Source organism: Kitasatospora sp. NPDC101108, assembly GCF_055584725.1.
Map to the genome: position 1 here is coordinate 15,881 of NZ_JBVJLM010000012.1, position 19,117 is coordinate 34,997.

General features: G+C 73.5%; 17 protein-coding genes and 1 tRNA gene. 12 read left to right on the forward strand and 6 right to left on the reverse strand.

Going from position 1 to position 19,117, the window contains the following annotated elements:
• Positions 1–18: 18 nt before the first annotated feature.
• Positions 19–1,416, forward strand: coding sequence for an FAD-binding oxidoreductase (locus tag ACZ6Z8_RS24600; RefSeq protein ID WP_465612237.1), 1,398 nt, complete (start codon positions 19–21; stop codon positions 1,414–1,416).
• An 87-nt stretch (positions 1,417–1,503) separates the two neighbouring features.
• Here ACZ6Z8_RS24600 and ACZ6Z8_RS24605 read toward each other — a convergent pair.
• Positions 1,504–1,591, reverse strand: a tRNA-Leu gene (locus tag ACZ6Z8_RS24605).
• Positions 1,592–1,882: 291 nt separating this feature from the next.
• Between ACZ6Z8_RS24605 and ACZ6Z8_RS24610 the strand changes: the two genes are divergently transcribed.
• The 3 genes from ACZ6Z8_RS24610 to ACZ6Z8_RS24620 all read left to right on the forward strand — a co-directional run bounded on the left by ACZ6Z8_RS24610 (position 1,883) and on the right by ACZ6Z8_RS24620 (position 4,933).
• Entirely contained in the window at positions 1,883–3,214 is a 1,332-nt protein-coding gene (locus ACZ6Z8_RS24610) for a M20/M25/M40 family metallo-hydrolase (RefSeq protein WP_465612238.1), read from the forward strand.
• A 275-nt stretch (positions 3,215–3,489) separates the two neighbouring features.
• Positions 3,490–3,735, forward strand: a complete 246-nt coding sequence (locus ACZ6Z8_RS24615) for a chaplin (RefSeq protein ID WP_402816269.1) — start codon at positions 3,490–3,492, stop codon at positions 3,733–3,735.
• Positions 3,736–4,060: 325 nt separating this feature from the next.
• Positions 4,061–4,933, forward strand: coding sequence for a chaplin (locus ACZ6Z8_RS24620; RefSeq protein WP_465612239.1), 873 nt, complete (start codon positions 4,061–4,063; stop codon positions 4,931–4,933).
• Positions 4,934–5,060: 127 nt separating this feature from the next.
• Here ACZ6Z8_RS24620 and ACZ6Z8_RS24625 read toward each other — a convergent pair whose 3' ends face one another.
• The gene (locus ACZ6Z8_RS24625; protein ID WP_380421224.1) at positions 5,061–5,270 is read right to left on the reverse strand and encodes a DUF5703 family protein; all 210 of its coding nucleotides are present in this window, start codon (positions 5,268–5,270) and stop codon (positions 5,061–5,063) included.
• Positions 5,271–5,633: 363 nt separating this feature from the next.
• On the opposite strand from ACZ6Z8_RS24625, the gene ACZ6Z8_RS24630 reads away from it, so the two are divergent.
• Complete coding sequence (locus ACZ6Z8_RS24630; RefSeq protein ID WP_465612240.1) at positions 5,634–6,233, forward strand: hypothetical protein; 600 nt, start codon at positions 5,634–5,636, stop codon at positions 6,231–6,233.
• 73 nt (positions 6,234–6,306) lie between these two features.
• Here ACZ6Z8_RS24630 and ACZ6Z8_RS24635 read toward each other — a convergent pair whose 3' ends face one another.
• Both ACZ6Z8_RS24635 and ACZ6Z8_RS24640 read right to left on the reverse strand, forming a co-directional pair.
• Positions 6,307–8,496 (reverse strand): helix-hairpin-helix domain-containing protein, encoded by a 2,190-nt coding sequence (locus ACZ6Z8_RS24635; RefSeq protein ID WP_465612241.1) that lies wholly within the window; start codon positions 8,494–8,496, stop codon positions 6,307–6,309.
• 57 nt (positions 8,497–8,553) lie between these two features.
• A complete protein-coding gene (locus ACZ6Z8_RS24640) occupies positions 8,554–9,534 on the reverse strand; it encodes an aldo/keto reductase (RefSeq protein WP_465612242.1) in 981 nt (326 codons plus the stop codon).
• 242 nt (positions 9,535–9,776) lie between these two features.
• Between ACZ6Z8_RS24640 and ACZ6Z8_RS24645 the strand changes: the two genes are divergently transcribed.
• Entirely contained in the window at positions 9,777–10,826 is a 1,050-nt protein-coding gene (locus tag ACZ6Z8_RS24645) for an LLM class F420-dependent oxidoreductase (RefSeq protein ID WP_402816274.1), read from the forward strand.
• 24 nt (positions 10,827–10,850) lie between these two features.
• Here ACZ6Z8_RS24645 and ACZ6Z8_RS24650 read toward each other — a convergent pair whose 3' ends face one another.
• Positions 10,851–11,840: a magnesium and cobalt transport protein CorA gene (locus ACZ6Z8_RS24650; RefSeq protein WP_465612243.1), complete on the reverse strand. Its 990-nt coding sequence runs from the start codon at positions 11,838–11,840 to the stop codon at positions 10,851–10,853.
• Positions 11,841–11,979: 139 nt separating this feature from the next.
• Here ACZ6Z8_RS24650 and ACZ6Z8_RS24655 point away from each other — a divergent pair, with 139 nt between their 5' ends.
• From ACZ6Z8_RS24655 to mshC, 6 genes are all read left to right on the forward strand, one after another.
• A complete protein-coding gene (locus tag ACZ6Z8_RS24655; protein WP_465612244.1) occupies positions 11,980–12,672 on the forward strand; it encodes a histidine phosphatase family protein in 693 nt (230 codons plus the stop codon).
• A 222-nt stretch (positions 12,673–12,894) separates the two neighbouring features.
• The gene (locus ACZ6Z8_RS24660) at positions 12,895–13,461 is read left to right on the forward strand and encodes a DUF3090 domain-containing protein (protein ID WP_465612245.1); all 567 of its coding nucleotides are present in this window, start codon (positions 12,895–12,897) and stop codon (positions 13,459–13,461) included.
• Positions 13,462–13,493: 32 nt separating this feature from the next.
• The gene (locus tag ACZ6Z8_RS24665) at positions 13,494–14,303 is read left to right on the forward strand and encodes an SCO1664 family protein (protein ID WP_465612409.1); all 810 of its coding nucleotides are present in this window, start codon (positions 13,494–13,496) and stop codon (positions 14,301–14,303) included.
• 112 nt (positions 14,304–14,415) lie between these two features.
• Positions 14,416–15,345 (forward strand): helix-turn-helix transcriptional regulator, encoded by a 930-nt coding sequence (locus ACZ6Z8_RS24670; RefSeq protein ID WP_465612246.1) that lies wholly within the window; start codon positions 14,416–14,418, stop codon positions 15,343–15,345.
• Positions 15,346–15,472: 127 nt separating this feature from the next.
• Positions 15,473–16,315, forward strand: coding sequence for a dioxygenase family protein (locus ACZ6Z8_RS24675; RefSeq protein WP_465612247.1), 843 nt, complete (start codon positions 15,473–15,475; stop codon positions 16,313–16,315).
• Positions 16,316–16,521: 206 nt separating this feature from the next.
• The gene (mshC, locus tag ACZ6Z8_RS24680; RefSeq protein WP_465612248.1) at positions 16,522–17,751 is read left to right on the forward strand and encodes a cysteine--1-D-myo-inosityl 2-amino-2-deoxy-alpha-D-glucopyranoside ligase; all 1,230 of its coding nucleotides are present in this window, start codon (positions 16,522–16,524) and stop codon (positions 17,749–17,751) included.
• 77 nt (positions 17,752–17,828) lie between these two features.
• Here mshC and ACZ6Z8_RS24685 read toward each other — a convergent pair whose 3' ends face one another.
• Positions 17,829–18,782, reverse strand: coding sequence for a PAC2 family protein (locus ACZ6Z8_RS24685; RefSeq protein ID WP_402816281.1), 954 nt, complete (start codon positions 18,780–18,782; stop codon positions 17,829–17,831).
• Between the last annotated feature and the right edge of the window lie 335 nt (positions 18,783–19,117).

The window sequence follows — 19,117 nt, forward strand, 5'->3', positions numbered from 1 at the left end:
GAACAGGAAGTTCTCCCCATGACGCTGAAGAACCGTTCGGGACAAGCCGTCGCGCCCGAGCACGTCGACGCACTCCGCGCCACGGTGCGCGGCGAGGTGTTCGCCCGGAGCGACGAGGGCTACGCCCGGGCGCGGCTGGTGTGGAACGGCTACTTCAACCGCCACCCGGGCCTGATCGTGCGCTGCGCCGGCGCCGCCGACGTGGTGGAGGCGGTCCGCTTCGCCACCCGGCACGACATCCAGCTCGCCGTACGCAGCGGCGGCCACAGCTACCCCGGCCACTCCACCATCGACGACGGCCTGGTCGTCGACCTGAGCGGGCTGAAGGGTATCCGGGTCGACCTCCAGCGCGGTGTCGCGATCTGCGAGCCCGGCCTGCTGCTGGCCGAACTCGACGACGAGACCTACCGGTTCGGCCTCGCCGTGACCGGCGGCCAGGTCTCGCACACTGGCATCGCCGGGCTGACCCTCGGCGGCGGCATCGGCTGGCTGTGCCGCTCCCGCGGCCTGACCGTCGACAATCTGGTCGCCGCGGACGTCGTCCTCGCCAACGGCGAGGTGCGCCGGGCCAGCGCCGAGGACGACGCCGACCTCTTCTGGGCGATCCGGGGCGGCGGCGGCAACTTCGGCATCGTCACGTCCTTCGAGTACCGGCTCCACCCGCAGGGCGCCTGCCGCACCGGCATCGTCGCCTACCGCGCCGGAGACCACGCGGCCGTCGCCGCCGGCCTGTCCGCCTTCGCCGCCACCGCCCCGGACCGGCTGGCCCTGGCCGTCGGCCTCTTCGATCTGGAGGACGGCGACACGGGCATCGCCGTCCGCTACGTCGACACCGCGCCGGCCGAGGACACCGACCTGCTCGTCGACGCGCTGGCCGGCTTCGGGCCCGAGCCGGTGCTGCGCACCTCCGAGACCATGCCGTACCCGAAGGTCCAGCAGCTCGCCGACGCGGACATGCCCCACCACCGCCGCTACTACACCCGGTCCTTCATGATCGAGACGGTCACGGCCGAGGCGCTGGCCGGTCTGATCGACGGGTTCCGCACCCGGAAGTCGGAGCTGTCCCAGATCGGCATGATGCTCCTCGGCGGCCAGGTCGCCCGGGTCGCCCCGGAGGCCACCGCCTACCCGCACCGCGAGCCCGGCTTCCTGGTCACCCTGCTCGGCGGCTGGACCGAGGAGGAGGACGACGCGGCCAACACGAGCTGGTGCCGCGAGGTCTACGACGCCATGCAGCGCTTCACCTCGGGCGGCGTCTACGTCAACGAACTGCTCGACGAGGGTGAGCGGCGCATCGTCGCGGCCTACGGCGCCGACCACTACCGGCGCCTCTCGGAACTGAAGACGAAGTACGACCCCGCCAACGTCTTCCGGGTGAACCAGAACATCAAGCCCGCCGACCCGGCCCGCAGCTGACCCGCCGGGCTCCCGAAACGTTTCCGGGCCGTGGCTCCCGCCCCGGCCCGGAAACGCAGAAGGCCCCAGATGAACTGGGGCCTTCACTGGTGTCCGAGGGGGGACTTGAACCCCCACGCCCGATAAAGGGCACTAGCACCTCAAGCTAGCGCGTCTGCCATTCCGCCACCCGGACCGGGTGTCGTCCTCGCGGCTTCCGATCTCTCGTCCGTCGCGCTGACAGATGTAACTGTAGCAAAGATCGGCTGGGCCTCCCAAAACGGCTCCGGACCGGGTGGCCGGGCCGGTGGCGGGAGCGGGGGCCGGCCTGTGGCGGGGGCGTGACCAGCGGGTTTCGGGGCGGCACGGGGGGTGGAACGGGATCGGGCGCTGGGGGAGGATGGGCGGACGTGCTCGTACGGCCCGGGTGCAGAGCCTGGGGGTGGCGCGCTGGTGCGTCGGTGCGGGCCCAAGACGAGGAGTGACCGTGAGCGAGCGGAGCGAGTCGGCGGCGCCGAAGGTGACGGCTGAGTCGGAGGTCGCGGAGATCTGTCGCGATCTGATCCGGATCGACACCAGCAACTACGGCGACGGCTCCGGCCCGGGCGAGCGCAAGGCGGCCGAGTACGTGGCCGAGCAGCTCGCCGAGTTCGGGGTGGAGCCGCAGATCTTCGAGTCGGCCAAGGGCCGGGCCTCGACCGTCATCCGGATCGAGGGCGAGGACCGGTCCCGCCCGGGTCTGCTGATCCACGGCCACACGGACGTGGTGCCGGCCAACGCCGCGGACTGGACGTACGACCCCTTCGGCGGCGAGATCGCCGACGGCTGCGTCTGGGGCCGTGGCGCGGTCGACATGAAGGACATGGACGCGATGACCCTCGCGGTCGTCCGTGACCGGCTGCGCACCGGCCGCAAGCCCCCGCGCGACCTGGTGCTGGCCTTCCTCGCCGACGAGGAGGCGGGCGGCACGTACGGCGCGCGCTTCCTGGTGGACAAGCACCCCGAGCTGTTCGAGGGCGTGACCGAGGGCATCGGCGAGGTCGGCGGCTTCTCCTTCACGGTCAACGACCAGGTGCGGCTCTACCTGGTGGAGACGGCCGAGAAGGGCATGCACTGGATGCGCCTGACGGTCGAGGGCCGGGCCGGGCACGGTTCCATGGAGAACGACGACAACGCGATCACCGAGCTGTGCGAGGCGGTCGCCCGGCTCGGTCGGCACAAGTTCCCACTGCGGATCACCAAGACCGTCCGGGCCTTCCTGGACGAGCTGTCCGACGCGCTCGGGGTCGAGCTGGACCCGGAGAACATGGACGAGACGCTGCGCGTCCTCGGTGGCATCGCCAAGATGATCGGCACCACGCTGCGCAACACCGCCCAGCCGACCATGCTCGGCGCGGGCTACAAGGTGAACGTGATCCCCGGTCAGGCCACCGCGCACGTGGACGGGCGCTTCCTGCCCGGCTACGAGGAGGAGTTCCTGGCCGAGCTGGACAGCGTGCTGGGTCCGCGCGTGAAGCGGGAGAGCCTGCACTCGGACCGGGCGATCGAGACCAGCTTCGACGGCTCGCTGGTGGAGGCGATGCAGACCGCGCTGCGCGCGGAGGACCCGATCGCCCGCGCGGTGCCGTACTGCCTGTCGGGCGGGACGGACGCCAAGTCCTTCCAGGACCTCGGCATCCGCTGCTTCGGCTTCGCGCCGCTGCAGCTGCCGCCGGAGCTGGACTTCGCCGGGATGTTCCACGGCGTGGACGAGCGGGTGCCGGTGGACGGGCTGAAGTTCGGCGTCCGGGTCCTGGACCGCTTCATCGACGCCTGCTGAGCGCCCGGCGATCCCTTCGTGCCCCTGATCAGGCGACTGGGTCGGCCCGCTCCCGGACTGCCGGGGGCGGGCCGACCGCATTGTCGGAGCGGATGATTGTGGGACGGGTCCGAGGAGATCAACAGAAACGATTCTTCCCGGAATTCCGCGCCGCTTATCTGTGCGAAGCATCACCGGTGCGGGTGAATGGGAAATCTGTTCCGTACCCCGTTCGCCGCAGCGTCGTTTCTTCCTGTGCAGCCCGCCGAACGGGTTGCGTTGTCCATACAGGAGGAATGATGAAGGTCAAGAAGATCGCCGCCGTCACCGCCGCCACCGGTGGCCTGGTGCTCGCCGCCGCCGGTGTCGCGTCCGCTCACGGCGGCGCCGGTGCCGAGGGCGTGGCCGCGGGCTCCCCGGGTGTCGTGGCGGGCAACCAGATCCAGATCCCGGTCCACGTGCCGGTCAACGTGTGCGGCAACACCGTCAGCGTGATCGGTCTGATCAACCCGGCGTTCGGCAACCACTGCGCCAACGTCTGAGTCAACCTCCGGGCCGACGAGGCCCGTTGAGCCGGGCTCGGTACGGCCCCCGGGCGGCGGACGCGCCGCACCGGGGGCCTTCGCGTACTCCGGACCGGGGTGTGCCCGGATCCGGTCCCGGTCCGGCCGCGCGGGCCGGCAAGGCCCTGACGTTCCGATCGCTCGATCGGGTGAAGCTGCTTCGTTCGGCCCAACCTGGCCGTTCGCCTCTCGTTAACTCCTGTGCAGTCAAAGACCTTGCGCGATTGCCGGATATACAGAAATTCCGACTTTCATAAGGTTCACGTCAAGATCGCCACGCCTTCTCGAAACGTCAGGGGAAAAAATGAGGAATGTAGCCAAGAAGGGGATCCTCACCGCTGTGGCCACCGGCAGCGTGCTGGCCTCCACCGCCGGCTACGCCTACGCGGCCGCCGAGGCGCAGGGAGGCGCGGTGGGATCACCGGGTGTCGCCTCCGGGAACTCGGTTCAGGTGCCGGTCGAGGTGCCGATCAACGCCTGCGGCAACACCGTCGACGTGGTCGGCGCGCTGAACCCGGCCTACGGCAACCGGTGCGCCAATGTCAGCGGGGGCGGCCGGCACGCCGCCCCGAAGCCCGGCCAGACCGGCCAGACCGACCAGAGCGGCCAGAGCGGCCAGACCGGCCACCCCGGCGGCAGCGACAGCTCCAGCACCGGCGCGAGCCGCGGCTCCTCCGGCTCGGGTTCCTCCGCCTCGGGCTCCTCCGCCGCCGGCACCACCGCCGGCTCGCCCGGGGTGGTCTCGGGCAACAGCGTCCAGGCCCCGGTGCACGTCCCGGTGAACGCCTGCGGCAACTCCGTGAACGTGGTCGGCGTCGGCAACCCGGCCTTCGGGAACGAGTGCGGCAACGTCGCCCACCCCGCCCCGAAGCCGACCGACGACTGCCCCGGGGAGCACAGCCCGTCCACCCCGCCGCCCGGCGACACCGGCACGGGCGGCCCGCGCAACGGCGGCCCGTCCGCCGTTGCCACCCCGAGCGCCCCGGCCGCCGGCCACGGCACCCAGGCCGTCCCGGCCGCCGCCCGCACCAGCGCCCCCGCCGCGCAGAGCGTCGCCGAGGGCGGTCAGCTGGCCCACACCGGCGCCGGCGGCGTCGAGGTGCTCGGTGCCGCCGGGCTCGCGCTGCTGGTCGGCGGCGGTGTGCTCTACCGCCGCGCCCGCGCCGGCGCCCGCTGAGCCCTCCCGCCGGCTGAGCTCCCCGACCGCTCAGCGGCACCCGCCGCCGGAAAGCCCCCGGCACGCACCCGCGGCCGCCCGTTGTTCCACGGGCGGCCGCGGGTGCGTCGTGCCATCGCCCCGTCCGTCACCAACTCCGGACCTGCCGGATGATCCGCCGCTTCAGCCGGACCGTCCGGCTCCCGTCGGGGAACAGCCGCAGCCGGTCGAGCTCCCAGTGCCCGTACTCGGCGTGCTCGGTGAGCAGTTGGCGTGCCGCGTTGCGCGACGTCCCGCGCGGCATGCGCAGCGACTGGTACTCGTACTCCGGTTGCCGGACCGGCTTCGGTGGGGTCAAAACGCTCCTCCTGAGGATCACCTGCACGCAAGCCTACGGCCTGCCCCGGACAGTCGGCCCGAAGATTTCCGGCCGTCCTCCCGCCCCGCCGCTGCGGTCCGACGGCCCTCGCCCCGGGCACTCGTCTGACAGTCCATCAGTTCTGTTGCCGTTGTGGAGCGAATATCCCGATACCGGCGCGCGCGGCCGCACCCGGACGGCCCCGGCGGACCGGCCGTACGCTCTTCGCGCCCGGCCCGCGCCGGTTCTGCCGGTGGACAGAAACCCCCGAATCGGACATCAGGGGGGAAGTTGCGGTGAAATCGCGGGTGTAGGTGACAACCGCTGTGCGTACCGGCGCCGAGGGGAGATAGCGTCTGCACCATGTCTGATGCCGCGCAGCCCACCATTGCCGAGGTACGCGCCGCCGCTGAGGCGGTCAAGGCCGCCATCGACCGTCATCTGGAAGCGGTGTCAAGCCCCAACGCAGCCGATGATCCCGCCGTGCCCGCTGCCTACGAGCAGCTCGCGACGGCGGCCATCGCCTACGACCAACTCCTGTACGAGGTCTACGACGAGGTCACTCCCTTCGAGATCCCCGGCGATGAGGGCCCGGGCGGCTACCACGGCCCGGAACAGCCCGAGGCGATCAGCGTGCTGATCCGCCGCGACTACCACGTGGTCGACCCCAAGCGGCTGCGCGCGCAGGCCGAGCGGCTCGACGAGTCGCTGACCCCGGGCGGCGCCGGCGGCGTGAACGCCGCGATCGGGGTGCTGTTCGGCGAGTACGAACCGGACGAGATCGCCGCCCGCAGCGAGGAGTTCGGCCTGGAGGAGGCGGACTCGACGCTCTGGGTCGCGGCGACCGAGCCGAGCGAGCCGGGGGAGTGGCTGCCGGAGCCCTTCGAGCACGCCGACCCGCAGCTGCTGATCTGCCGGTTCGACGTGAGCGAGGTCTACGACGACGAGGACCCCGACGACTGACGTCGCCCCGCGCGCGGAGGGCGGGCCCGGGAGCTCCGGGCCCGCCCTCCGCGCGTGATCCGCGGGACGCGCCTCAGTCCGCGGCGACCGCGTTCTCCGCGAGGAGCGCCCGCAGCCGGGTGGTGCGCGGCTGCGCCGGGCGCTCGGCGACGGCCTGGACGAGCGCCGGGCCCGCCGCGTGGACCACGGACAGGTGCCGCTCGCCGCGCCCGAACGCGGTGTAGACCCACTGCCGGGAGAGCGCCGGCCCGGCGTCCTCCGGCACCACGACCACCGCGGCGGGCCAGCGACGGCCCAGCGCCTGGTGGACGGTCAGCGCCCAGCCGTGCCGCAGCCGGCCGGCCTCGGCGGGCGGGACGGTCCGGTGGGAGCCGTCGGGGTACTCCAGGTGCAGCCCGGCGGCGTCGCCGTCCAGCACCCGGGCCGGGCGGACGACCCCGGGCGCGGGGGACTCCACCACCCGGTCGCCCGGGTCGAAGCCGCCGAACCGTCCGGGGCCGGGGTTCAGCCGGGCCTTGGCGGCGGCGTTCAGCGCACGCGTACCCGCCGGTCCGCCGTGGCCGGGGGTGAGCAGCACCACCTGCTCGGCGGGGATGCCGAGGGCGCGCGGGATGGAGTCGGTGAGCAGCTGGACGGCGCGGTGGACGGCCTCGCCGCCGTCCTTGGCGGTCAGGATGACCACCTCCTTGTCCGGCGCCTCGACGGGCTGCAGCTCGCCGATGCCGACCCCCGAGACCAGTTCGCCGATCGGGCCGAAGTCCGGGGTGCGGGAGGCGACCGCCGGGCAGACCTTGGCGGCCAGCAGGTCGGCGAAGAACCGGCCGGGGCCGGCCGACCAGAGCTGGCCCGGGTCCCCGCTGAGCACCAGCCGGGTGCCGTCGGCGAGCGACTCCAGCACGGTGGCGGCCAGCTCGACGTCCAGCAGCGGCGCGTCCAGCACGATCAGGAGATCCAGCGCGAGCGTGCCGTCGGCCGCGCGGCCGGGGCCGGCCGTACCGGACAGCAGCTCGGCGAGGGTCACCACCGGGGCCCCGGCCCCGCCGAGGGCGGCGAAGGACTCCTTGCCCTGGTCGGTCCAGGTGGCGGCCCAGGCGCGCAGCCCGAGCCCCGTGGCGGCGGCCAGCAGCGCGGCCGGCTCGGCGCGGGCCGCCTCGCCGCCGGTGTGCAGCACCAGGGCGCTCTCGGCGACGGCCCGGATCAGGGCGGTCGCGGAGGAGGACGGCGCCCTCTCGGCGGCGGCCTCCCAGGCGGCGGGGCCGGGGGAGACGGGCGCGGCCTCGGCGGACCCATCCGCCTCCGGGTCCTCGGTGCCCTCGACGTCCCCGGTCTCCTCGATCCCGGTCTCCTCGACCCCGGCGTCCTCGCCCGGCACGAAGGAGGCCATCAGCTGGAGCAGCTTCTCGGCGAGGCTGTCCTCCGCCATCGCCAGCGTCTCCAGCGCGAGCAGGGTGCGCGTCGGCGGCTCGTCCTCGTCGCCGCCGGCCGCGTGCGCCTCGGCTCCGCCCAGCTCCTCCTGGAAGGGCAGCACCCGCCCGTCCGCGACGGCCGCCTCGATCGCGGCGGCCGGTTCGGGCATCCGGAGCCGTTCGAGCCCGGCGGCCACCTCGGACAGCTCCTGGGCGGAGTGCCCGCGCAGGGCCGCCTGCTCCAGCAGCCAGACCACCAGGGCCTGGGCCCGGCGGGGGTCGTCCGGCCCGACCGAGGCCCCGAGCAGGCCGCGGGCGAACCGGTCCGCGTGTTCGGGGCGCACGCCGGGCAGCCCGAGGACCGCCCACGGGTCGTCGCGCAGCCGTCCGGCGGCGTCCTCGCCGAACTCCGCGACGGCGGCGGCCGCCAGCTCGGCCGGGGCGCCACCGGCCGTCAGCACCTCGGCGGTGGCGCGGAGCGCGTCGCCGTGCCGCCGGTCGGGCACCACCGGGGCCGGAGGGGCCGGAGCCGCAGGGGCAGCCGGAGCCGGAGGGGCAGCCGGAGCCGCCGGAGCGGCAGGGGCAGCCGGAGCCGCCGGAGCAGGAGCCGGAGCGGCGTGTTCGGTCTGTTCGGTCTGCTCGGCCTGCTCGGCCGGCTCCGCCGTCTCGGCCTCCGGAGTCTCCGCCATCGAGGCCTGCGCCCGTGCGGCCCCCGCCCGCGCGGCACTCGCCGCGGCGTCCTCCGGCTGCATGCCGCGGATCCGCTGCGCCAGCTCCGCGAACTTCGCCGCCTTCTCCTCCGCGGTCAGCTGGGCCCCGGTGGTCACCTCCGGAGCGCCGTTCCCCGTGTCACTCATCGTCGTCCGCTCCAAAGGTCACTCCACTGCACGTTCTGCTCAACGACCGGCCCGGGGCTACAGCTCCGTCCACCCCTGGTCCGGGTAGCGGTGCACCGGGGACGAGATGTCGTCCAGCGCGCCGCGGATCTCATCCGGAAGCGTAAGCGCCTCCACTGACAGCGCCGCCTGCAGCTGTGCCACCGTGCGCGCCCCGACCAGTGCGCTGGCCACCCCGGGCCGGTCCCGGACCCAGGCCAGCGCGACCGCGAGCGGGCTGCTGGCCAGCCCGTCGGCGGCGGTGGCGACGGCGTCCACGATCCGCCGGGAGCGCTCCCCGAGGTAGGGCTGGACGAACCCGGACAGGTAGGCCGAGGCGCCGCGCGAGTCCTGCGGGACGCCGTGCCGGTACTTGCCGGTGAGCACCCCGCGCCCGAGCGGCGAGCCCGCCAGGATGCCGACCCCGGCGTCCAGCGCGGCGGGCAGCGCCTCGCGCTCGATGCCGCGCTGGAGCAGCGAGTACTCCAACTGCGCCCCGGCCAGCGGCATCCGGTCGTGGTGGGCGTGCTGCCAGGTGGCGGCCTTGGCGAGCTGCCAGCCGCTGAAGTCGCAGACCGCGGCGTAGCGGGCGCGGCCGGAGGAGACGGCGATGTCGAGGGCGCTGAGGGTCTCCTCGACCGGGGTCATCGGGTCGAACGCGTGCACCTGCCACAGGTCGACGTAGTCGGTGCCGAGCCGGCGCAGCGAGGCGTCCAGGGCGGCCAGCAGGTGGCCGCGCGAGCCGTCGAAGCGGCGGGCGGACTCGGGGACGCTGCCCGCCTTGGTGGCGATGACGAGTTCGGAGCGGGGGATCAGGTTGTCGGTGAGGCGGGAGATCAGGTACTCGGCGCCGCCGTCGGCGTACACGTCGGCGGTGTCGACCAGGTTGCCGCCGGCGTCGACGAACTCCTTGAGCTGCTCGGCGGCTTCGTGCTCGTCGGTGTCGCGGCCCCAGGTCATGGTGCCGAGACCGAGGCGGGAGACCTGCAGGCCGGTACGGCCGAGGTGACGCTTTTCCATCGGACGGGCCCTCCACTGGCCGGGTGGCACCGGTGGCGCCGGTAGCCCAGTAAACGCGCAGGTGGGGAGAGCACTCCCCACGTCGGCTGAGCGTAGCGGCCGGTACCCGGACAGGGGCGCAGACCCGCAGAACGATCAACGGCGGCGCTGTGACCCGGACCACTGCTACCCGTCAGTAGCCCGAGCCGTGCGGACACCGTTACGCTCGACCACCAAGCCCACCCGACTGGAAGGTTCGGCACATGCGACTCGGCATCAACCTCGGCTACTGGGGACTCGGCATGGATGCCGACAACATCGCGGTGGCCCAGGAGGCGGACCGGCTCGGCTACTCGGTCTGCTGGGCCGCCGAGGCGTACGGCTCGGACGCCGCCACCGTGCTGAGCTTCGTCGCGGCCAGGACCGAGCGGATCGACGTCGGTTCGGCCATCTTCCAGATCCCGGCCCGCACCCCGGCGATGACCGCGATGACCGCCGCGACCCTGGACACCCTCTCCGGCGGCCGCTTCCGGCTCGGCCTCGGCGTCTCCGGCCCGCAGGTCTCCGAGGGCTGGTACGGGGTGAAGTTCGACAAGCCGCTCGCCCGCACCCGCGAGTACGTGGAGATCATCCGCAAGGCGATGTCCCGCGAGCGCCTGGTGCACGAGGGCGCGCACTGGACCCTGCCGCTGCCCGGCGGCCCGGGCAAGCCGATCAAGCTGACCGTCCACCCGGTGCGCGAGCACATCCCGCTGTACATCGCCGCGATCGGCCCGAAGAACCTGGAGCAGACCGGCGAGATCGCCGACGGCTGGCTCGGCATCTTCTTCGCCCCCGAGCACGCCGCGCTCTCCCTCGACCCGCTCAGGGCCGGGCGCGCCAAGGCCGGCAAGTCCCTGGACGGCTTCGACCTCTGCCCGACCGTCACCATCGCCGTCGGCGAGGACATCAAGGCGGGCGTCGACTCCCAGCGCTCCTACGCCGCGCTCTACATCGGCGGCATGGGCAGCAAGGAGAAGAACTTCTACAACCAGCTCGCCCGGCGGATGGGCTACGAGCAGGCCGCCGACGAGATCCAGGAGAAGTACCTGGCCAAGGACTACGCGGGCGCCGCCGCCGCCGTCCCGCACGACCTGATCGACGCCACCTCGCTGATCGGCGACACCGCCCGGATCGCCGACCGGATGCAGGCCTACGCCGACGCGGGCGTCACCACGCTCACCCTGGCCCCGGCCGGCTTCACCCTGGACGAGCGGATCCAGGCGCTGCGCACCGGCGTCGAGGCGCTGGAGCGGGCCGGGCTCGCGTCGTGACGACCGCATGAGGAGCGGGCGGCACTACAGCCAGTCGTGCCGCTTGAACACCCGGTGCAGCACCACGCAGACCACCGCCATCAGCGACAGCACCGCCGGGTACCCCCAGGGTTCGTGCAGCTCGGGCATGACGTCGAAGTTCATCCCGTACACGCCGGCGATCATGGTCGGTACGGCGGCCAGCGCCGCCCAGGCGGAGATCTTCCGCATGTCGTTGTTCTGCTGCACGCTCACCTGCGCCAGGTTGGCGCCGAGGATGTCGGACAGCAGCCGGTCCATGCCGTCCACCTGGTCGTTCACCCGGGCCAGGTGGTCGGCGACGTCCCGCAGGTAGGGGGCGGTCTCCGGGCGGACGAACGGGGCGCCGCGCTCCAGCCGCAGCATCGGCTCCAGCAGCGGGGAGGCGGCGCGCCGGACGGTCATCACCTGGCGCTTGCAGCCGTAGATCCGCCCGGCGGCGTCGCGGTCGACCCGGCCGGGGGCGAAGACGTCCGCCTCCAGCTCGTCCAGTTCGCCCTGCAGCGCGGCGGCCACCGCCACGTAGCCGTCCACCACGGTGTCGCAGACCGAGTGCAGCACCGAGCTGGGCCCGTACCGCAGCAGTTCGGGCTCCTGTTCCAGCCGGGCCCGCAGGCCGCTGAGCGGGCTGTCCGCGCCGTGCCGGACGGTCATCACGAAGTCCGGGCCGAGGAAGACCATCACCTCGCCGCTGGTGACGGCGTGGGTCTCGGCGTGGTGGCCGAGGGTCTTGAGGGCGACGAACAGCGAGCCCTGGTAGGCCTCGACCTTGGGGCGCTGGTGGGCGCTGACGGCGTCCTCGACGGCCAGCGGGTGCAGCGCGAACTCCTTGCCGACCCGGTCGAGTTCCTCGGTGGTGGGCTCGAAGAGGCCTATCCAGACGAAGGCCCCCGGCCCGGCCTCGCGGGCGGCGGTGAGCGCGTCGGTCGGATCCTCGGAGGCCCCGAGCCGGCGGCCGTCCTGGTACGCGGCGCAGTGGACGATCATGCGGGCCATTGTTCCCCGGGAACGCCGGACGATGCGGGAGCCTGTGCGAGGACCCGGGCCGCGGCAACGGACCGGGCAGTGCTCGCGGCGGCGGTTCGACCGGGAACCGGGCCCCACCGCCGCGCCCGGAGGCCGTAGGCTGAGCCCCATGCCCACCCTGCTGCTCGTCCGCCACGGCCGCTCGACCGCGAACACCGCCGGGACCCTGGCCGGTTGGACCCCCGGCGTGGACCTGGACGACACCGGGCGCGCCCAGGCCGCCGCGCTGGCCGGCCGGCTGGCCGCGATCCCACTGGTACAGGCCGTCAGCAGCCCGCTGGAGCGCTGCCGGCAGACCATGGAGCCGCTGCTCGCCGTCCGCCCGGAGCTGGGCCCGCCGGCCGAGGACGAACGGCTGGGGGAGTGCCACTACGGTGAGTGGACCGGCCGTCCGCTGGCCGAACTGGCCAAGGAGCCGCTCTGGCGCACGGTGCAGGACCACGCCGCCGCCGCGGCCTTCCCCGGCGGTGAGTCGCTGCGCGAGCTGAGCCACCGCACGGTCTCCGCGGTCCGCGAGTGGAACGCCAAGATCGCCGCCGAGCACGGCGAGGACGCGGTCTGGGTCGCCTGCTCGCACGGGGACGTGATCAAGGCGGTGGTGGCCGACGCGCTCGGCCTGCATCTGGACCACTTCCAGCGGATCAGCGTCGAGCCCTGCTCGGTCACCGCGATCCGCTACACCCCACAGCGGCCCTTCGTCCTCAGGATGGGCGACACCGGCGACCTCTCCTCGCTGGCGCCCAAGCCCTCCGCCGACCCGGTCACCCCGGCCGGCGACGCGGTGGTCGGCGGAACGGCCTGAGCTGCGCGGCACGGCCCGGGCCCGCGGGTGCCACCCCGCCCGGCGGCCTCCGGCTCGGCTCCCCGGCCGGGCCCCGGAGGTCGTAGGGTGACTGATGAGTGCCCGTAGTTCTGAGTGCCCCGTAGTTCGACCACCCGACCGTTGAACCACCCGCCCCCGTTGGACAACCCCGCGGTCCCGCACGGCGGAACCGCGCCGACCGACACGATCCGGAGCTAGAGCGTGCCCCGTCAGGTCTTCTTCTACGACCAGCCCGAACGGTTCGTGGCCGGCACCGTCGGCCAGCCCGGCGCCCGGGCGTTCTACCTGCAGGCCAGCGCCCGGGGCCGGATCACCAGCGTGCTGCTGGAGAAGAACCAGGTCGCCGCCCTCGCCGAGCGGATCGAGGAGGTCCTGGACGAGGCGCTGCGGCGCAGCGGCGGCGACGCCTCGATCCCGGCCACCGCGCCCAGGGACCTGCTCGACACCGCCCCGCTGGACCTCCCGCTGGAGCAGGAGTTCCGGGTCGGCACGATGGCCCTGGCCTGGGACAGCGTGGACGCCTGCCTGGTGGTCGAGGCGCAGGCGCTGGTGGAGGACGAGGAGGAGGACGCCGAGGAGGCGGTCTTCCAGGACGACGAGAACGGCCCGGACATGCTGCGGGTGCGGCTGACCGGCGCGATGGCCCGGGTGTTCGCCAAGCGCGCGCTGGACCTGGTCGCGGCCGGCCGCAAGCCCTGCCCGTTCTGCAACCTGCCGCTGGACCCGGAGGGCCACCTGTGCCCGCGCGCGAACGGCTACCGGCGCTGAACACCGAGACCCCGCCGCAGGCCGACCCGGCGGTGGCCGCCGCCCTCGCCGCCGACGTGCCGACCGCCCTCGCGCTGCTGCGCCAGGGCGAGCTGACGGTGCACGGCCGCCTCACCGAGGCCTCCAACGCCGCGCTGTACTGCACCGTCGAGCACGGCTCGCTGAGCGCGCAGGCCGTCTACAAGCCGGTGGCCGGCGAGCGCCCGCTCTGGGACTTCCCGGACGGCACCCTGGCCGGTCGCGAGGTCGCCGCGTACGAGCTGTCCGCGGCGACCGGCTGGGAGCTGATCCCGCCCACCGTGCTGCGCGAGGGCCCGCACGGGCCCGGCATGGTGCAGCTGTGGGTCGAGCCGGACCCGCAGGCCGAGCCGCTGCTGGCGCTGCAGGACCCGGACGGCCCGGAGGCGGGCTGGCTGCCGATCGTCCGGGCCGAGATCGAGGACGGCCGCACCGCGCTGCTGGTGCACCACGACGACCGGCGGCTGCGCCGGCTCGCGGTGCTGGACGCGGTGCTCAACAACGCCGACCGCAAGGGCGGCCACCTGATCCCCGCCGCGGACGGCCGGGTGTACGGCATCGACCACGGCGTCACCTTCAACACCGAGGGCAAGCTGCGCACCCTGCTCTGGGGCTGGGCGGGGGACCCGCTGCCCGCCGAGGCGCTGGAGGTGCTGTCCCGGCTGGCCCGGGAACTGGACGGGGAACTGGCCGAGCGCCTCGCCCCGCACCTGACCGGCGCCGAACTGGACGCCACCCGCGCCCGGGTGGCCGCACTGCGCGGCTCGGGCCGGCACCCGCTGCCCTCCGCGGACTGGCCGGCGATCCCCTGGCCGCCCGTTTAGGGCCCGTCCTCGGGGCCCGTCCGACGGGGTGCGGTCGTCCGGGCCCGGGCCGCGGCACGGTTACCGATCGGTGGTCTGGACCTGTTGCCGGAACAGGTCGCACACTGCTCCGATGGACGTGCCACGGACCACCCCCACCCCCCGGACCGCGCCGGACCTGCCGTTGCACCGCCTGCAGGTCCCGCTGCCCCAGCTGCTGCCCTTCGCCATCGGCAGTTTCGACGCGATCGGCGCGCTCTCCCGCGCCAACTTCCCCCACCGCCACTCGTTCCACGAGATCGTCCTGGTCACCGGAGGCCGTGGCGCCCATGTCCTGGACCTGGTCCACCAGCCGCTGGCGCCACCGCAGTTGTGCGTGATCGCGCCCGGCCAGGTGCACTACTGGGCGGACACCGAGGAGCTGGCCGGCCGGGTCGTCCTGTTCAACGAGGACTTCCTGCTGAGCCACCCCCAGGACCTGGCCGCGCTGCGCGCCCTGGCCACCCGCCCCGGGATCGGGCTCGGCGAACACGCCGGCGCGGTCGCCCGGTTGCTCGCCGACATGGAGCAGGAGTACCGGACGCGGGCGCCCGGCTACCAGGGCGTGCTGCGGGCCAGTCTGCACATCCTGATCGTCCGGGCGCTGCGCGCCTGCGCCCCGGACGACCGGCCCGCGGTGCCCACCCGTCCGGCCGAACTGGCCGCCGCCTTCACCCGGTTGATCGCCGAGCCGGGCGGGGTGCGGCGCTCGGTGGCCTCCACCGCCCAGGAACTCGGCGTCTCCCCGGGGCACCTGCAGACCCTGGTCAAGCAGGCCACCGGCCGTACCCCGGGCGGACTGATCCGCCGGCAGCAGACCCTGGAGGCCAAACGGCTGCTCGCCTGCACGGATCTGACGATCCGCCAGGTGGCGAAGGAGGCGGGTTTCGCCGACCCGGCGTACTTCTGCCGCTTCTTCCGGCGGGAGACCGGGATGACCCCGGGGGAGTTCCGGTCCCGGGTCGACGGAAATCACCACGATCCCCGGATCATGTCCATCGCCGTCGCACCGGACGGTCCGTAGATTTACTGCTGGCCACCGGCGGTCGATCCAGCGCGCGGACGGCGGCCGGTTCGGCCCTTGTCATGCCCCCACCATGGCAAGGGCCGACCCCCACCCCCAGGAGGAACCCACCGGAAGGAGACGGCGCATGCCCCCGTCCGACGGCATGATCAGCCGCAAGACCGTCCTGAAGGCCGCCGCCGCGCTCGGGGCCGCACCGCTGCTGGTCGGCGGCGGGGTCGCACTGGCCCGGGAGCAGGTCGGCACCGGCCGAACCCCAGGACTGACCCCCGAGTGCCACGACGGCGACGACCCGACCGTCGAGCAGATCGAGGGCCCCTACTTCAAGCCCAACTCCCCGCTGCGCAGCTCGATGGTGAGTGACGGCCCGGGCACCCGGCTGACCGTCAGCGGCTACGTCTTCGGCCGAGCCTGCCGGCCCGTCTCCGGTGTCCTGCTGGACTTCTGGCAGGCCGACGACGGCGGCAACTACGACAACGTCGGCTACACCTTCCGCGGCCACCAGTTCACCGACGCCAACGGCGCGTACAAGCTGGACACCATCGTCCCCGGCCTCTACCCGGGCCGCACCCGGCACCTGCACGTCAAGCTCCAGGCCCCCGGCCGCCCGGTCCTGACCACCCAGCTCTACTTCCCGGGCGAGCCGCGCAACAGCACCGACACCATCTACGACGCCCGGCTGCTGATGAACGTCCAGCAGAACGGGTCCGGCGAGACGGCCACCTACGACTTCGTGCTGGACGTGCCGCAGAGCCCGGGCACCCCGAGCCCGACGGCCACCGCCACCCCGACCGGTGGACCGACCGGCGGGCCCACCACGCCCCCGAGCGGCAGTTGGACCCCGGGCCGGTCGTACAGCGCGGGCGACCGCGTCACCTACTCCGGCGCCTCCTACGTCTGCCTCCAGGCGCACACCGCCATGGTGGGCTGGGAGCCGCCGAACGTACCGGCCCTCTGGCAGCGGTCGTAGCGGCTCCGGCCGCTTCCCCGGGGGAGCCGGGCGCCCGGTCGGCGGCAGGGTCGACCGGGCGCTCACCCCTGTCCGACCGGCCCGCTCACCCGGGCCCGAACGCTCACTATCAGTCGGAAAGCACTCAGGCAACGACAGGATCAGAAATCAGTCGATCTTGTTGACTGGTTAGGCTTTCAAATGTTCTCAAGGTTAAAGTCGATCCCATGCATGCCTGGCCCGCCTCCGAGGTTCCCGCCCTGCCTGGTCAGGGGCTCCCCCTCCACATCTTCGACACCGCAGCGGGCAAGATCCGCGAGGTCGTGCCGCAGGACGGCACCGCCCGGATCTACGTCTGCGGCATCACCCCCTACGACGCGACCCACATGGGCCACGCCGCCACGTACAACGCCTTCGACCTGGTCCAGCGGGTCTGGAAGGACGCCGGTCACGACGTCCTCTACATCCAGAACGTGACCGACGTGGACGACCCGCTGCTGCAGCGCGCGGTCCAGACCGGCCAGGACTGGGTGGCCCTGGCGGAACGCGAGACGGCCCTGTTCCGCGAGGACATGACCGCCCTGCGGCTGCTCCCGCCGGCCCACTACGTCGGCGCGGTCGAGTCCATCCCGTGGATCGTCCCGATCGTCCAGAAGCTGCTGGCCTCCGGCGCCGCCTACAAGGTGGACGAGGACATCTACTTCTCGGTCGACGCCGACCCGAACTTCGGCCAGGTCTCCGGCCTCACCCGTGAGGCCATGCGCCCGGTCTTCGCCGAGCGCGGCGGCGACCCGGACCGCCCCGGCAAGCGCAACCCGCTGGACGCCCTGCTCTGGCTGGCCGCCCGCCCGGGCGAGCCCGCCTGGGACACCGAGCTCGGCCACGGCCGCCCCGGCTGGCACATCGAGTGCGTGGCCATCGCGCTGCGGTACCTGGGCATGACCTTCGACGTCCAGGGCGGTGGCAGCGACCTGTCCTTCCCGCACCACGAGATGGGCGCCTCGCACGCCCAGGTCGCCACCGGCTCCCACCCGTACGCCAAGGCGTACGTCCACGCGGGCATGGTCGGCCTGGACGGCAAGAAGATGTCCAAGTCCCGCGGCAACCTGGTCTTCGTCTCGGCCCTGCGCCGCGACGGGGTCGACCCGGCGGCGATCCGCCTGGCCCTGCTCTCGCACCACTACCGCGAGGACTGGGAGTGGACCAAGTCCGTCCTGGACGAGGCCGTCGAGCGCCTCGCCCGCTGGCGGGCCGCGGTCTCCCGGCCGGACGGCCCGGCGGCCGAGCAGCTGCTCGCCGAGGTCCGGGCGGCGCTGGCGAACGACCTGGACGCGCCCGCCGCGCTGGCCGCCGTCGACCGCTGGGCCGCCCAGCAGGAGAACGAGGGCGGCACCGACACCGGCGCGCCCGGCCTGGTGACCCGGACGGTGGACGCCCTGCTCGGCGTCGCGCTGTAGTCCGGCCCGCCCGCAACCACGCCGAAGGGGCGTCAGGACCGAAGTCCTGACGCCCCTTCGGCGTCGGCGGGGGAGGACTACTCGTCCTCGGCGCCCTCCTGGCTCTCCCGGGTGGTGCCCGGCGACTCCGGCTCGGCGGGCCGCTCGGCCGTCGCGTGCCCGGACACCGGCTTCTCGCCGGTCGGGCCGACGTTCTCCCGGCGGCGCAGATAGCGCTCGAACTCGCGCGCGATCGCGTCCCCGGAGGCTTCCGGCAGCTCGGCGGTGTCCTGCGCCTCCTCCAGCTGCTGGACGTACTCGGCCACCTCGCTGTCCTCGGCGGCCAGCTGGTCCACGCCGAGCTGCCAGGCCCGGGCGTCCTCGCCGAGCTCGCCCGGCGGGATGCGCAGGTCCAGCAGGTCCTCCAGCTTGTTCAGCAGCGCCAGCGTGGCCTTGGGATTGGGCGGCTGCGCGACGTAGTGCGGCACCGCGGCCCACAGCGTCACGGCCGGCACCCCGGCGTGGGTGCAGGCCTCCTGCAGCACCCCGACGATCCCGGTCGGGCCCTCGTAGCGGCTCTCCTCCAGATCCAGCCGGCGGGCCAGCTCCGGGTCGGAGGTGACCCCGCTGACCGGCACCGGGCGGCTGTGCGGGGTGTCGCCGAGCAGCGCGCCCAGGATCACCACCAGCTCGACGCCCAGCTCGTGCGCGAAGCCGAGCAGCTCGTTGCAGAACGAGCGCCAGCGCATGCTCGGCTCGATGCCGCGCACCAGCACCACGTCCCTGGTCACCGGCTCGGTCACCCGGACCACCGAGAGCCTGGTGGTCGGCCAGGTGATCCGGCGGACGCCGCCGTCCAGCCAGATCGTCGGCCGGTTGACCTGGAAGTCGTAGTAGTCCTCCGCGTCCAGGGCGGCGAACACCTTGCCGCCCCAGGTGTCGTCCAGATGTGCCAGAGCCGCGGAGGCGGCGTCACCCGCGTCGTTCCACCCCTCGAAGGCGCAGACCATCACCGGGTCGATCAACTCGGGAACATCTTCCAGCTCGATCACCCAGCGTCTCCCTCCGGTCGGCGGTCGGACCGGCACCGCCCCGGCTGGCCAGCCGGGGCACCGACGGGCCGGCTCCCGCCTGTCGAACCTCTCGTCTCCCATGGAACAGCTCGCCCCATGGTCCCTACCTGCCCAGCCTACGGGCTTTGATGCGCATGGCGGCCGGGCACCGGGACAGTCTGGGGGAGCGGGCCGCCGCGATCCAGCGGATATCCGCACCGTGACGGCTGACTCCCCGTCAGCTCGCCCGGGGACGGCGGCACAGGGTGCCCGGCCGGCGACGGAGCGCACAGGAGTGCCGCCCGGGCACCGGCGGCGCGATGATGGTGGACGGG

Coding starts and splice junctions, on each gene's coding strand:
- ACZ6Z8_RS24600 (WP_465612237.1), top strand. CDS start 19: ATGACGCTGAAGAACCGTTCGGGACAAGCCGTCGCGCCCGAGCACGTC.
- ACZ6Z8_RS24615 (WP_402816269.1), top strand. CDS start 3,490: ATGATGAAGGTCAAGAAGATCGCCGCCGTCACCGCCGCCACCGGTGGC.
- ACZ6Z8_RS24620 (WP_465612239.1), top strand. CDS start 4,061: ATGAGGAATGTAGCCAAGAAGGGGATCCTCACCGCTGTGGCCACCGGC.
- ACZ6Z8_RS24630 (WP_465612240.1), top strand. CDS start 5,634: ATGTCTGATGCCGCGCAGCCCACCATTGCCGAGGTACGCGCCGCCGCT.
- ACZ6Z8_RS24635 (WP_465612241.1), bottom strand. CDS start 8,496: ATGAGTGACACGGGGAACGGCGCTCCGGAGGTGACCACCGGGGCCCAG.
- ACZ6Z8_RS24640 (WP_465612242.1), bottom strand. CDS start 9,534: ATGGAAAAGCGTCACCTCGGCCGTACCGGCCTGCAGGTCTCCCGCCTC.
- ACZ6Z8_RS24645 (WP_402816274.1), top strand. CDS start 9,777: ATGCGACTCGGCATCAACCTCGGCTACTGGGGACTCGGCATGGATGCC.
- ACZ6Z8_RS24650 (WP_465612243.1), bottom strand. CDS start 11,840: ATGGCCCGCATGATCGTCCACTGCGCCGCGTACCAGGACGGCCGCCGG.
- ACZ6Z8_RS24655 (WP_465612244.1), top strand. CDS start 11,980: ATGCCCACCCTGCTGCTCGTCCGCCACGGCCGCTCGACCGCGAACACC.
- ACZ6Z8_RS24670 (WP_465612246.1), top strand. CDS start 14,416: ATGGACGTGCCACGGACCACCCCCACCCCCCGGACCGCGCCGGACCTG.
- ACZ6Z8_RS24675 (WP_465612247.1), top strand. CDS start 15,473: ATGCCCCCGTCCGACGGCATGATCAGCCGCAAGACCGTCCTGAAGGCC.
- mshC (WP_465612248.1), top strand. CDS start 16,522: ATGCATGCCTGGCCCGCCTCCGAGGTTCCCGCCCTGCCTGGTCAGGGG.